Raw genomic sequence first — 13,797 nt, 5'->3', positions numbered from 1 at the left:
CCCGAAGGAACTTTGTGAAGCTGCTCAGCACCCCTGCAAGCCCCTGGCACACTCCCGAGCAGTACTGGCAGCAACTCAGCGAAGCCACTGCAGCCCTCGATACTCCCTATGGGGTGCTTTCGCTCGCAGCGCTCTCGCACAATGCCGCCGATCTCGTGAGGCGGGCATCCGGTCTTCCCATTCGGGTTGCGAGCAAGTCAATTCGGGTTCGCGAAGTAATGGATGCGGTACTCGCCCTCGATGACTACCGCGGTGTTCTCGCGTACACCCTTGCCGAGGCGCTCTGGCTTGCTGACTCGATTGATGATGTGGTGGTCGGCTATCCCTCGGTGGACCGTGCTGCGATTGCCGCGCTCGGAACCAGCCCGGCGCTCGCCGAACGTGTCACGATCATGATTGATTCGGTCGAGCACCTCGACTTTGTTGATTCGGTGCTCTCGCCCCAACACCGCGAAACGATCCGGGTCTGCATTGATGTGGATGCGTCGTGGCATTCGCCTCTGCTCGGGCATGTTGGTGCGCACCGCTCGCCGGTGCATTCAGCGGCTCAGGCGCGCACTTTGGCAAGCACGGTCGTTGATCGTGATGGCTTTACCCTTGTTGGCGTGATGGCCTATGAGGCGCAGATTGCGGGGGTTGGCAATCGTCCGCCGGGCAAGCCGGTCTATGGTCGTGTGCTCGATGCTGTGCAGCGCTCTTCGGCGACGGAGCTGCGCGAGCGCCGTGGCGAAATTGTGGCTTCGGTGCGCGAGATCGCTGAGCTTGAGTTCGTGAACGGCGGGGGAACAGGCTCGCTCGAATCCACAGCCAACGATCCGTCTGTGACGGAACTGGCGGCAGGCAGCGGGCTGTTCGGCCCGCATCTTTTCGACCAGTACAGCCACTTCACTCCGGCCCCGGCTGCCGCGTTTGCGCTCTCCGTCGACCGCAAATTTTCGCCCCACATCGCCACAGTTCACGGTGGCGGTTGGATTGCTTCCGGTGATCCCAGCCCCGATCGGATGCCCCAGCCCACCTGGCCCGTTGGCCTCAAGTATTTGCCGCGCGAGGGCGCGGGCGAGGTGCAGTCACCACTCACTGGCCCCGGCGCAGAAGCGCTCAACATCGGAGACCGTGTCTGGTTTCGGCACACCAAAGCGGGCGAGCTGTCGGAGCACCTGAATGAGTTTGCCGTGGTCGAGGACGGCCGCATTATCGAGACTGTGCCGACGTATCGTGGCGAAGGCAAGGCGTTTCTGTGAGCGCGACCGCGCAGACTCCGGCTCTTCCCCCGGCTCTTCCCCCGGCTCTTGGCCCGGGAACGGAGTGGCGCAATTGGGGGCGCTCAGAGAGCGCGCACCCCGAGTTCCTGGCACAACCGGCCTGCGTCGAGGAGGTCGCTGCAACCGTCAACTTCGCACGCGACCACGGCCTCACCGTCAAAGCATGGGGTGCAGGCCACAGTTTCACGTCAATTGCCGCAACTGACGGCGTGCACCTCGATCTCAGTGCTCTCGAGGGTCTGATCGCGGTAGAGGGCACCCACGTCACTCTCGGGGCCGGCACCAACCTGTACCAGCTGCCCGGGCTGCTCGAACCCCTCGGTCTCGCGCTGACCAACATGGGCGACATCGACCGCCAGACCATTGCGGGTGCAATCTCGACCGGGACCCACGGCACCGGCGCGCGATTCGGCGGCATCGCCACCCAAGTGCGCGGCGTCACCCTCGTCACGGCGGCGGGCGAAGTGCTGCGCATCAGCGCGACAGAGAACACCGAACTTCTCCCGGCGGTAGCGCTGGGACTCGGTGCCCTCGGCATCCTCGTTGATGTCACGATCGAATGCGTTCCCACCTTTCTCTTGCATGCCATTGAGCGGCCAGAACCCGCTGACACCGTCCTACAGGAGTGGCTACAACGCAGCGCCGAAACCGATCACTTTGAGTTCTACGTGTGGCCGCACACGGATACGGCACTCACCAAGAGCAACACGCGCCTCGCCGGGGATGCGCCGCGGCATCCGCTCACCAAGTTCTCGAGTTGGTTCGATGACGAGTTCATGGCCAATGGCGTCTTCCGCGCCATCTGTGCCGCGGGTCGCCGCGCGCCCGCGATCATCCCGCCCATCAATCGTCTTGCGGTGAAGCTCTCGGGCAATCGCGAATTCACCGACGTGTCGAGCAGTGTCTTCGTCACCGATCGCACCGTGCGCTTTCGCGAAATGGAATATGCCCTCCCCATCGATGCTGTTTCGGATGCCGTTCCCGCCATCCAAAAATTGATCACTGACAGGCGGTGGAAAGTTTCCTTCCCGATCGAGGTGCGTTCGGCGGCTGCGGACTCTCTGCTGCTGTCGACCGCGTCGGGGCGCGCCACCGGATATGTCGCGGTGCACCGGTATTGGCGCGAAGATCCCACCGAATATTTCCGTGAGGTTGAGGCGATTATGGTGGCGCATGATGGTCGGCCACACTGGGGAAAGCTTCATAACCGGCATGCCGAGTCGTTGCGGGACGTGTATCCGGGTTTCAATGAGTTCCTGACGATTCGTGACCGGCTCGATCCCGGTCGCGTGTTTGCGAACGATTATTTGCGTCAGGTTTTAGGGCAGTAATGAGAGGGCGCGATTATCAAAGCCATTGTGTGTGGAGCAGGAATTGCTGGGCTTACGGTCGCTGGACAGTTGGCGACCAAGGGCTGGGAGGTGACTCTCCTCGAGGCTGCGCCTGAACGTCGCACTCAGGGTTACATGATTGATTTCTTTGGCCCCGGCTATGACGCGGCAGAGAAGATCGGCATCATCGACCGGTTACGTGAACTGCACTACCCGATCAGCGAGGCGCGTTTTGTTCGGCCCAATGGTCGAAGCCAAGCGATCGATTACGGAATTGTGGCGGCTAATGAGGGCGGCAAACTCTTGAGTTTGATGCGTCAAGATCTTGAGCAGGTGCTGTTCGACGCGCTTCCGGAGAGTGTCGATGCGCGCTTTGGTAGCGCCGTCGTCTCTGTTGAAGATCGCACGGACTATGTCACGGCTGTGCTGGCTGATGGGTCTCGTATCTCTGGCGACATTGTGGTGGCAGCTGATGGCATCCACTCGGCGGTGCGCCACGATGTGTTCGGCCATTCGACGGCGTTCGATCGGCAGCTGGGGATGCACACGTGCGCCTATACCTTTGACTCTCCGCGGCTTCACAAAAAATTGGGTGACGCCTTGGTCTCTAGCGATGAGCTGGATCGCATGGTCGGCCTCTATGGTCTGCGCAATGGCACAGTGGCGCTTTTTGCGGCGCACCGGGTTGCCGATACTGTTCTTCCGGCTGACCCCCAGCAGGCCATTCGCGATGCCTATCAAGGGATGGGCGATGACATCGCTGAGGCCATTGAGAAGTGCCCCGATGCGGAGCACGTGTACTACGACCAGGTCGCCCAGGTGGAGTTGCCGGTGTGGAGTCGCGGCCGTGTTGTCTTCGCGGGCGATGCTTGCCAAGCAGTGTCGCTGCTTGCCGGCCAGGGGGCTTCGTTGGCGATTGCTGGGGGAGTGCTGCTCGTGGAGAAAGTCACGAGCGGGGTCGAACTCAGTGCCGCCTTTGCTGAATATGAAGACGAATGGATGCCGGTCGTTCTCGAGAAGCAGGCCGCCGGGCGTCGTGCTGCGAGTGGCTTCCTGCCGCACACCCGCGTTCAGCTGTGGGTACGTCGCGCTTCCTTGGCGTTGTTGCGTTCTCCGTTTCTCGGCAAGTTTGTCACGTCGAGGATCACTGGTACGAAGCCGAGCAAATAGTCGTTCCGCCCGTGATTGGGGGCCAGTTGTCGCCATTTTTCTCGGTGGAGGCACAGCAGCGCGCCCTATAGTTGAGTCATGGAATTCCTGATCGTACTTGGCGTCATTGTTCTGCTCGTCGTCATCGTTGGTATCTACCTGTGGTCGACGTATAACTCGCTGGTGACTCTCAACGTTCGCGTTGACGAGGCGTGGAGCGACATCACGGTGCAGTTGAAGCGTCGTGCTGACTTGCTACCGAACCTCATCGAGGCGGTCAAGGGTTACGCGGCTCACGAAAAGGGTGTCTTTGAAGCCGTAACAAAGGCTCGCGCTGAGACTCTGAACGCTCAGGGCCCGGTGGATGCTGCTGCCGCCGAGAACCACATGCAGTCTGCGCTGAAGAGCATCTTCGCGGTTGCTGAAGCGTACCCGCAGCTGCAGGCCAGCCAGAACTTCCTCCAGCTTCAGGGCGAACTGGTTGACACCGAGGACAAGATTCAGGCCAGCCGTCGCTTCTACAACGGCGGTGTGCGCGAACTCAACACCAAGATCAAGATCTTCCCGAACACGTTGTTCGCGCGCAACCTTGGTTTCCACGAGCGCGACTTCTTCGAGGTCGCGGATGCCGCCTCCATCGCTGAGCCTCCCCGCGTTCAGTTCTAATTCGTTTCTTACTACCTTGCGTGACCAGGAAGTTTAGATGTATCGCGCCATAGCGAAAAACAAGCGCAACACCGTTCTGATCATCATCCTGTTCGTCATCCTTATTGGGTTCCTCGGCTTTGCGCTGAGCTTCCTGATGGGTGGCGATCCATTGACGGTCACGATTGGCACCATCATTGGTGCCGGCGCGTTCACGCTGATTCAGTACTTCGCGGCGTCAAAGCAGGCGTTGGCGATGAGTGGCGCGATCGAGATTCAGAAAGCCGACAATCCACGGTTGTACCGGATCGTCGAAAACTTGTCGATCACGACGGGCACGCCGATGCCCAAGGTTTATATCGTCAACGACCCGGCGCCGAACGCGTTTGCGACCGGGCGCGACCCGGAGCATGCTGCTGTTGCGGCAACGACCGGCATCCTCGATTTGCTTGACGATTCTGAGCTTGAGGGTGTGATGGCCCATGAGATGGGTCACGTGCAGAACTACGACATCCGGGTATCGATGATCGTCTTCGGCCTTGTTGTCGCTGTCGGTTTCATCTCCGACATTGCACTGCGCTTCACCCTCTTCGGTGGCCGAGGCAATAACAACAACTCGAACCCGATCATGATTGTGGTTGGTTTGGCGGCGCTCGTCATTTCGCCTCTCGTGGCTGCGGCAGTGCAGGCGTCCATTTCGCGTCAGCGCGAATATCTTGCGGACGCTACTGGCGCTTTGACGACGCGTCACCCGGATGCTCTGGCTAGCGCTTTGCAGAAGCTGTCGGATTACAGCCGACCAATGAAGAAGCAGAACTCGACGATGGCGCACATGTGGATTTCGGATCCGACGAAGCCGGGCATCATGGACCGTCTCTTCAGCACCCACCCTCCGCTCGCTGAGCGCGTTGCTCGACTGGGCAAGATCGGCGGCGGCTTCTAGCTAGCGCTGCAATTCTGCCTCGATGGCGGGGGAGAGGGTGCCGCGGCCAGTCACCGCGATCTCGCCCATGCCCTGCCAGTGTGCGATCTCGCGCAGGGTGGGCACGATGCGTTCCGCTAGTGCGCCGGTGCCTCCGGGCAGCGCATCGAGTCCATCTTCGTGCCACGCGGATTGCACACGAAGTACGCCTGCTTGGCGATCGGTCTTGAGGTCGATGCGGCCAACGAGCGCGTCATCCACCAGCACGGGAAGTGAGTAGTAGCCGAAGGTGCGTTGGGGCTCTGGCAGGTAAATCTCGATGCGATAGTGAAACCCAAACATGCGCTCGGCGCGTTTGCGATCCCACACGACGGGGTCGAAGGGCGAGAGCAGCGCGACGTGCTCGATGCGGCGGGGGATGCGGGCATCCCGGTGCAGCCAGGCGGGCTGGTCCCAACCGCGCACGGTCACGGGAACTAGCTCGCCGGCATCCACGAGTTCGGCAATAGCTTGGCGCACGTCGACGCCTTTGAGCCGAAAGTAGTCGGCGAGGTCGGATGCCGTGCCGACTCCCAGCGCCCGTGATGACTCAGCGATAAGGGCGCGATGCGCGTCGGCGCGGCTCACCTCGCGCTCGCGCAGCTCGGTCGGAACAACGTGTTCGGTGAGCGCGTAGGTGCGTTCGAAGCGGGTGCGGCCGGCGCTGACGACTTCGCCCCAGCGGAACAGCATTTCGAGGCCTTGCTTGACGTCGGACCAGCCCCACCAGGGTCCGGTGCGACTGTTCGCGTCGTGCTCGATCTCGCGCGCGGTGACGGGACCGGTGGTGGCGAGTTCTTCGCGCAACCACTGCAGCATGGTTTGGTTGTTGCGCACCCATTCGTAGCGGTCGGAATCGCGTTCGCGCAGCGCATCCATTTTCCAGCGCCACAGTGGCCAGGACTCGAGCGGGATGAGCGCGGCTTCGTGGGCCCAGTATTCGACGTAGCGACCGGGGCTGCGCGGTGTCGGTTTGCGGAACGTCAGGGCATCGAGCGCCGCTTTGTCGTAGTGGCCAAGGCGAGCAAACACGGGCTGGTAGTGGCTGCGCTCGAACACGTTGACCGAGTCGAGTTGCAGCAGCCGGATGCGGTCAAAGAGCAGGTTGAGCTGTCGCGTCCCCGCAGGGTTAGTCGCACTCGCGCTGCCGCGCCCAAAGCCTTGGGCGGCGAGCAGCACTCGGCGCGCTTGCGCTGCAGAGAGGGAATCAGCCACGGCTCGACTCTACCGAGCGCCAGCGACATCCATTCTCTCTCGCAACGGACAGCCCCGCCGAACAATTGTGTTTGTGTCGTTCATCGATCGTTTACCGGGATGACAGGGAGCACTAGTCACGGCTGCGTACCGTCAACTCCGGATCGTTTCGGTACCCTCTGCCCGCTCACAGCGCGGGCGGCCGTGACGGTCGTTGGAGGAAGTCTTGTTCACTAAGCGCACCCTCGCCGCTGTTGCACTCGTTGCAGCTTCGGCGATCTCACTCAGTGGTTGCAGCACCACTGAGGCAGCTGCTGGCGATGTTGACGCATCGACCGCTACCACCGTTGAAGACTTCGGCGGAATGGACGCTCTTATCGCAGCCGCGCAGGCTGAGGGCGAACTCAATGTCATTGCGTTGCCTGACAACTGGGCAAACTATGGGGAGATCAAGGCTCTCTTCGAAGAGAAGTACGACATCGTCGTCAACTCGGCTGACCCCGATGTTTCCAGCGCCGAAGAAATCGCCGCCGCTGACAATCTCAAGGGACAGGACACCGCACCGGACGTCTTCGACCTCGGTACCGCTGTCACGCTCGACAGCCTCGACTACTTCGCTCCCTACATGGTTGCCAACTGGGATGAAATTCCTGAGGGCAACAAGGAAGCTACCGGCCTCTGGGTCAACGACTACACGGGCAGCATGTCGATCGGCTATGACTCCAACTCGGTTCCCGAGCCCACGAGCCTCGATGACCTGCTCAAGCCGGACTACCGCGGCGCTGTTGCGCTGAATGGCGACCCCACGCAGGCTGGAGCAGCTTTCGCTGCTGTCGGACTCGCAACGGTTCACAGCGGTGGAACCCTCGATGACTTCACGCCCGGTATCGAGTTCTTCGAGAAGCTCAACGACGCCGGTAACTTCATCCCGGTGAACGTCACGGGAGCAACCATTGCTGCTGGCGAGACCAAGGTTGCCTTCGACTGGAGCTACAACAACCTCGCAGCCGCCGCAACGGTTGACGGCTGGAAGGTTACGACTCTTCCCGGCGCTGTTTACACGAGCTTCTACAACCAGGCCGTCAGCAAGGATGCCCCGCACCCGGCTGCTGCTCGCCTCTGGCAAGAATTCCTTTACAGCCCCGAAGCGCAGAACCTCTTCATCGTCGGTGGCGCGTACCCCGTCACGATTCAGGCTCTGCAGGATGCCGGAACCGTTGACACCGCAGCACTCGACGCTCTCGGCGCCCTCGAGGGTGAATTGGTCACCCCGACCCCCGAGCAGGCTGAAGAAAACGCAACGATCCTTGCTGAGAAGTGGGCTGCGGCAATCAGCTAACGCTGGTTCCCTCACGCACCTTTCGCTAAATACATCGTGTCGCTAGCCACCGCGCCAGCGCCCGAACAGGATGGTGTCGAGCTCACCGCTCGGCACCATCCTCGGGTGGCCCTGGTCAAGCCGTCAAACCGCCGTCGTCGCCTCGCTTATGCGGGGCTAACGCCGTTTGCGGCCTACGTTCTCATCTTTCTCGCCCTCCCCACTATCCTCGCGGTGGTCACGGGCTTCTTCTCCGACGACGGTTCGCTGACCTTCGACAACATCACGGGACTGTTTACCCCGACCATCCTCGCCACCTTTGGTAGCTCGTTTTGGCTCTCGGGAATCACCGCCGTGATTGGTGCCATCGTTGGTGCCCTCATTTGCTATGCGATGCTCGGAACCAAGGTCGGAGGACTCCTGCGCACGATCATCGAATCGGCGGCCAGCGTGCTCGCCCAGTTCGGCGGGGTGATGCTCGCCTTCGCGTTCATCGCGACGATCGGTGTGCAGGGGCTCATCACGGTCATCCTGCGTGACACCTTCGGCATCGACATTTTTGCGGATGGCGTCTGGCTCTATCAGGTGCCCGGGCTCATCCTTCCCTACGTCTACTTTCAGGTGCCTCTCATGGTGATCACGTTCCTGCCCGCCCTTACCGCGCTGCGCCCGCAATGGGCCGAAGCCAGCGCAACGCTCGGCGGTACTCGCTTCGCGTACTGGCGTCACATCGCCGCCCCGGTGCTCGCCCCCGCGTTCCTCGGCTCGTTGCTGCTGCTCTTCGCCAACGCCTTCTCGTCGTTCGCTACTGCCGCCGCGCTCATCAGCCAGGGCTCGCAAATCGTTCCCCTCCAGATCCGCGCGGCGCTCGTCAGCGAAACCGTGCTGGGTCGCGAGAACATGGCGGGTGCTCTTGCGCTCGGGATGATCGTTGTCATGGTCGTCGTCATGTGGGCGTACTCGGTGCTGCAGGCTCGCACCTCGCGGTGGCAAAAGTGAGCGCCGACGTGGCCGCGCCGCTGAGCCCGCGAGCGAAGCCCGCCAACCAAGCCGTGCGCATTGGGGCCGAGCCCAGCACTCTTGCGCGCCGCCTCATCCTCGGAATAATCGGCGGCATCTTCTTGATCCCCGTAATCGCGATGATCGAGTTCACCTTCCGCAACGGTCTTGCAGGCGACTACACGACAAGCCACTGGACGGGCCTCGTCAGTGAAGACAGTGCCCGCACCTACCGCGGGCTTTACCAAGCGATCGAGAACTCGCTCGTGCTCGCTGCAGTGACCGTCGGTATCGTGCTCGTGCTGTTGCTGCCAACGATGGTGCTCGTGCACATGCAGTTTCCGCGCCTCAAGCGCACTCTCGAATTCATCTGCATCATCCCCATCACGGTGCCCGCCATCGTGCTCGTTGTCGGCCTCGCGCCCGTCTACTCGGTGGTCGTGCACGTGCTCGGCGGCTCCACTTGGACTCTCGCCTTCGCCTACGGCATCACCGTGCTGCCGTATGCCTATCGCGCCATTCAGGGCAACCTCGATGCGATCCCCGTGACGACCCTCAGCGAAGCGGCGAGCACGCTCGGTGCCGGCTGGATGACCGTGCTGTGGAAGATTCTGTTGCCGAACCTGCGCCGGGGAGTGCTCGCGGCATCCTTCATCTCGATTGCAGTTGTGCTTGGCGAGTTCACGATCGCGAGCCTGCTCAATCGCCGCAACCTGCAAACCGCGCTGCTGCAGGTTTCACAATCTGACCCGTGGGTCGCCGTCATCTTTGCGCTCGCGGCACTCGCTCTCGCTTTCGTCTTGCTGCTGATCATTGGCCGCCTCGGCTCAGCAACGCCCTCTAGGAGAAAATCATGACCGCCACGTTCAGCCTGACGGGCCCCACCCCAACTGCCAGCCCAGCCCAGCCCACGGGAGCAACGGTTCAGCTCAGTGCCGTCGTCAAGGCCTTCGCTGGGCATACCGCCCTCAACAGCATCGACCTTGAGGTTGCGCCCGGAGAACTCGTCGCACTTCTCGGCCCATCAGGCTGCGGCAAGACCACCGCACTGCGCAGCATCTCGGGGCTTGAGAGCATCGATAGCGGTCGCATTCTCATCGATGGTGTGGATGTCGCAGAGACTCCCACAAATAAACGCGACATCGGGATGGTCTTTCAGGCGTACTCGCTGTTCCCGCACATGACGGTGCTCGAGAACGTGGAGTTTGGTCTCAAGATGCGCAAGGTCGCTGCCGCTCGTCGTCGTGAACGTGCCCTCGAAACCTTGGACATGGTCGGCCTCACCAAGCACAGCGAACGCTTTGCTCATCAGCTCTCCGGCGGCCAGCAGCAACGCGTTGCGCTCGCGCGCGCCCTCGTCACGCGTCCGCGCGTGCTGCTCCTCGATGAACCGTTGAGTGCCCTCGACGCCAAAGTGCGCGTGCAGTTGCGCGAAGAGATCCGTCGCTTACAAACCGAACTCGGCATCACGACTGTGTTTGTGACGCACGACCAAGAAGAAGCGCTCGCCGTTGCCGATCGAGTCGCCGTCATGCGTGAAGGTCGTATCGAACAGATCGGCACACCAGAAGAGCTCTACGCAACGCCATCCAATGCCTTCGTTGCCGACTTCGTTGGCCTCAGCAATCGGATGCCCGCCGAACTCATCGACGGCCAAGTCACCCTCCACGGCTGCAGCCTCAACCTCCTCGGCGACCCCATGCCCGATGGTCCCGTCATCGCGCTCGTGCGCCCGGAGGACATCGCCCTCTCCACCGACGGAATCGCCGGCACGGTCATCTCGTCGAGCTTCTTGGGTTCCCTGCGCCGCACGCGTGTGCGACTCGACGACGGAACCGTCGTTGCTGTCCAGCATGAGGTGGAACGGCATCCCTTGCCCGGCGAAACAGTCACGGTGCGCCTCAAGGGTGCGCCGGTGAGCGCCTTGCCGCCGAAGGAGAAAAAGTAGTCCTCCACCTGCTGCCTGTCACACGCAGCGAGAGCACACTCCAGCACAACTAAGATGGGCAACGTGCTATTCGGACGACGTACGAAACCAACCAGTCAGGTACAGTCACGCGCCAACACCACGGAGTCGGCAGCGGTGCCCGAGGCCCTGTCCATTGCCGCAGCGTTCTCCTGGCGCTTGCTCGTTGTGCTTGGCGTTATCGCTGTGCTGATCTATTTGATCATTACTCTCAAGTACATCGTGATCCCGTTCTTGATCGCGATTCTGATCGGTGCGCTTCTCGTTCCTCTCGTTCAATTTCTTGAACGTCATCGTTGGCCAAAGTGGCTTGCCGTTACCGTCACTCTTCTCGGGTTTTTTGCCGTCGTCTCCGGACTTGTCATTGTTGTTGTCGGCCAAGTTCGCGCTGGATTGCCTTCGCTGCAGCAACAATCCATTGAGGCATTCAACAACTTCCGAAGCTTTCTGAGTGACTCTCCGCTCCAACTGAGCGATCAGGATATCGACGGCTATTTGGGGCAGCTAACCGAAATCGTTCAACGCGATAGCGAAGCGCTTGTCTCGGGAATTCTTTCCGTTGGCTCCACCGCCGGGCACGTCTTGACCGGTGCGCTGCTCAGCGTCTTCGCCACAATTTTTGTTTTGATCGATGGCAAGCGCGTTTGGGCGTGGACTGTGCGTCTCTTCCCGCGTCGTGCGCGCACCGCAGTTGATGGATCGGGCCGCGCGGGTTGGATCACTCTCACCACTTTCGTGAAGGTGCAAATCTTTGTTGCTGCGGTGGATGCCGTTGGTATCGGTGCTGGAGCCTGGATCCTCGGTCTGTTCTACGGCGGCTTCCCGCTCGTTATCCCGATCGCCGTTGCGGTGTTCTTGGGCTCGTTCATTCCGGTGGTTGGTGCCCTCATCACCGGCGCGCTGGCGATCTTCATCGCGCTTGTCTTCCTCGGTCCGCTCCCGGCAGTAATCATGCTCGGAATTGTTTTGCTCGTGCAGCAGCTTGAGGGTCACATTCTTCAGCCGCTCATCATGGGCACTGCGGTGAAGGTCCACCCCCTTGCGGTGGTCTTCGCTGTAGCCGCTGGTTCATTCGTTGCCGGAATTCCCGGAGCGTTGTTTGCGGTTCCCCTCGTGGCCGTGGTCAACGTAATGACCAAATATATTGCTGGCGGCGAATGGCGAACCAACCCGCACCCGACTCTGGATGATGTTCTCGGTAATGGTAAATAATCGGATGCCCGGCCCCACTCTTGCTGACTATGAGACAGCACGTGAACGGGTCGCAGAAGTTGCTGACATCACGCCAATGCAGACGTCGCGTTTTCTCGCGGAGATTCTCGGCTCACCAGTGTTCTTGAAGTGCGAGAACCTCCAGCGCACCGGCTCGTTCAAGATCCGCGGAGCCTATAACCGTCTTGCGGGCCTCACCGACGATGAGAAAGCTAGGGGAGTGGTTGCCGCTTCGGCAGGAAACCACGCTCAGGGTGTCGCATTCGCTGCTCGCGAGTTGGGGATCAAATCCACGATCTTCATGCCAGTAGGTGTTCCCCTGCCTAAGCTGCAGGCCACTCGCGCTTACGGGGCAGAAGTCGTTCTTCGTGGACACACGGTCGACGAACCCCTTCGGGCGGCAGCGCGTTTCGCTGAAGACACTGGCGCCGTGCTTATCCACCCGTTCGATCACTTCGATGTGGTTGCCGGTCAGGGAACGTTGGCGTTGGAAGTGTACGACCAGGTGCCTCAGGTCGATACGGTCATTGTGCCGATCGGTGGCGGAGGACTAATCTCCGGTGTTGCGGGAGCAATCAAGCAGCGCGCTCGCGAAGACGGCCGTAATGTGCGGGTAATTGGCGTGCAAGCGGCAAACGCCGCAGCGTATCCAGTCTCGCTCGAAAAAGGCGAGATCGTAGAGATCACCACCACTCCGACCATCGCTGACGGTATCGCTGTCAGCAAACCCGGCGAGGTCAACTTTCCGATGGTGCGCGACCTCGTAGACGAAGTCATCACCGTCAGCGACGACCAGACCGCCTACGCGCTGCTCGTGCTTCTCGAGCGCGCCAAGCTTGTTGTCGAGCCGGCTGGCGCGGTCGGTGTCGCAGCGATTCTGGCTGGAAAAGTTGCACCAAGCGGAAACACCGTTGTCCTGCTCAGCGGCGGCAATATCGACCCCATGATGATGGAACGAATCATCAGTCACGGACTATCTGCATCCGAACGGTACCTGCGGTTGCGGATCCCACTCCCTGATCGCCCCGGTCAGCTCGCTCGTATTTCGGGCATTGTTGCTGAGGCAAGCGCCAACGTCGTCGAAGTGTTGCACAGCAGACACAACAACAAGGTGCAGTTCAGCCAGGTTGAGCTCGAACTGCACATCGAGACCCGTGGCCCTGAGCACGCAGAAGCAGTGCTCGCGCGGCTCAGGGACGAAGGATTCGCCCCGCAGATCGACTTTTAGTCGACTGCGGACCATACCAAGGCTGTTTCTAGCCTGAGTAGGTTGCGACCTTCAAAATATCGACGGTGATCTCTTTGCCATTGGGTGCGGTGTAAGTAGCCGATTGGCCGACCTTGAGGCCGTTGATCGCCAAGCCGAGCGGGCTCTTTTCGCTGTACACATCGAGGTCGCTATCGTCGGCAACGATCTCACGGCTTCCGAGCAGGAACACGCTCTCGTCGCCCATAATCTTGGCCGTTACGAGAATGCCGGGCTCAACGAGACCATCGGCGTCTTGAACATCGCCAACGACGGCGTGACGCAAAAGTTCAGTGAGAACGCGGATGCGGGCCTCAATCTTGCCCTGCTCTTCCTTGGCAGCGTGGTAGCCACCGTTCTCCTTCAGGTCGCCTTCTTCGCGGGCAGCCTCAATCTTTTTGGCAATTTCGTACCGTGCTTCGCCAGTGAGTTGTTCCAGTTCGGCGGTGCGACGATCGAACGCCTCCTGGGTCAACCACGTGACGTTATCTTGTGCAGCCACTGTGCTTCTCCC

At 61.0% G+C, this 13,797-nt stretch carries 13 protein-coding genes; 11 read left to right on the top strand and 2 right to left on the bottom strand.

Annotated features, from left to right (window positions below):
- The first annotated feature begins 14 nt into the window (after nt 1-14).
- The 5 genes from ACOH1Z_RS11880 (at nt 15) to ACOH1Z_RS11860 (ending at nt 5,330) form a co-directional block, all read left to right on the top strand.
- Entirely contained in the window at nt 15-1,241 is a 1,227-nt protein-coding gene (locus ACOH1Z_RS11880) for an amino acid deaminase/aldolase (RefSeq protein WP_449648703.1), read from the top strand.
- On the top strand, nt 1,238-2,593 hold the full coding sequence (locus ACOH1Z_RS11875; protein ID WP_449648702.1) for a D-arabinono-1,4-lactone oxidase: 1,356 nt from the start codon (nt 1,238-1,240) through the stop codon (nt 2,591-2,593). The genes ACOH1Z_RS11880 and ACOH1Z_RS11875 overlap by 4 nt, the downstream gene beginning before the upstream one ends.
- A gap of 27 nt (nt 2,594-2,620) precedes the next feature.
- Complete coding sequence (locus ACOH1Z_RS11870; protein WP_449648701.1) at nt 2,621-3,763, top strand: FAD-dependent monooxygenase; 1,143 nt, start codon at nt 2,621-2,623, stop codon at nt 3,761-3,763.
- Nucleotides 3,764-3,841: 78 nt separating this feature from the next.
- Nucleotides 3,842-4,408 carry a LemA family protein gene (locus ACOH1Z_RS11865; protein WP_449648700.1) on the top strand — a complete coding sequence of 189 codons (567 nt, stop codon included), beginning with the start codon at nt 3,842-3,844 and terminating at the stop codon, nt 4,406-4,408.
- Between the two features lie 37 nt (nt 4,409-4,445).
- The gene (locus tag ACOH1Z_RS11860) at nt 4,446-5,330 is read left to right on the top strand and encodes a M48 family metallopeptidase (protein WP_449648699.1); all 885 of its coding nucleotides are present in this window, start codon (nt 4,446-4,448) and stop codon (nt 5,328-5,330) included.
- Here ACOH1Z_RS11860 and ACOH1Z_RS11855 read toward each other — a convergent pair whose 3' ends face one another.
- Nucleotides 5,331-6,563 carry a winged helix-turn-helix domain-containing protein gene (locus ACOH1Z_RS11855; protein ID WP_449648698.1) on the bottom strand — a complete coding sequence of 411 codons (1,233 nt, stop codon included), beginning with the start codon at nt 6,561-6,563 and terminating at the stop codon, nt 5,331-5,333. It lies immediately after the preceding gene.
- Nucleotides 6,564-6,768: 205 nt separating this feature from the next.
- On the opposite strand from ACOH1Z_RS11855, the gene ACOH1Z_RS11850 reads away from it, so the two are divergent.
- The 6 genes from ACOH1Z_RS11850 to ilvA all read left to right on the top strand — a co-directional run bounded on the left by ACOH1Z_RS11850 (nt 6,769) and on the right by ilvA (nt 13,265).
- Nucleotides 6,769-7,881, top strand: a complete 1,113-nt coding sequence (locus ACOH1Z_RS11850; protein WP_449648697.1) for an ABC transporter substrate-binding protein — start codon at nt 6,769-6,771, stop codon at nt 7,879-7,881.
- A gap of 36 nt (nt 7,882-7,917) precedes the next feature.
- Nucleotides 7,918-8,859, top strand: coding sequence for an ABC transporter permease (locus tag ACOH1Z_RS11845; protein ID WP_449648696.1), 942 nt, complete (start codon nt 7,918-7,920; stop codon nt 8,857-8,859).
- Nucleotides 8,856-9,716 (top strand): ABC transporter permease, encoded by an 861-nt coding sequence (locus tag ACOH1Z_RS11840; protein WP_449648695.1) that lies wholly within the window; start codon nt 8,856-8,858, stop codon nt 9,714-9,716. The genes ACOH1Z_RS11845 and ACOH1Z_RS11840 overlap by 4 nt, the downstream gene beginning before the upstream one ends.
- Nucleotides 9,713-10,807, top strand: coding sequence for an ABC transporter ATP-binding protein (locus tag ACOH1Z_RS11835; RefSeq protein WP_449648694.1), 1,095 nt, complete (start codon nt 9,713-9,715; stop codon nt 10,805-10,807). The genes ACOH1Z_RS11840 and ACOH1Z_RS11835 overlap by 4 nt, the downstream gene beginning before the upstream one ends.
- 135 nt (nt 10,808-10,942) lie before the next feature.
- Nucleotides 10,943-12,037 (top strand): AI-2E family transporter, encoded by a 1,095-nt coding sequence (locus ACOH1Z_RS11830; protein ID WP_449648693.1) that lies wholly within the window; start codon nt 10,943-10,945, stop codon nt 12,035-12,037.
- Entirely contained in the window at nt 12,027-13,265 is a 1,239-nt protein-coding gene (gene ilvA, locus ACOH1Z_RS11825; protein ID WP_449648692.1) for a threonine ammonia-lyase, read from the top strand. The genes ACOH1Z_RS11830 and ilvA overlap by 11 nt, the downstream gene beginning before the upstream one ends.
- Nucleotides 13,266-13,293: 28 nt before the next feature.
- On the opposite strand, the gene greA is transcribed toward ilvA, so the two are convergent.
- A complete protein-coding gene (gene greA, locus ACOH1Z_RS11820; RefSeq protein ID WP_449648691.1) occupies nt 13,294-13,785 on the bottom strand; it encodes a transcription elongation factor GreA in 492 nt (163 codons plus the stop codon).
- Nucleotides 13,786-13,797: the final 12 nt, after the last annotated feature.

The organism is Rhodoglobus sp., assembly GCF_053580035.1.
This window is presented reverse-complemented; position numbering and strand designations above follow the sequence as displayed.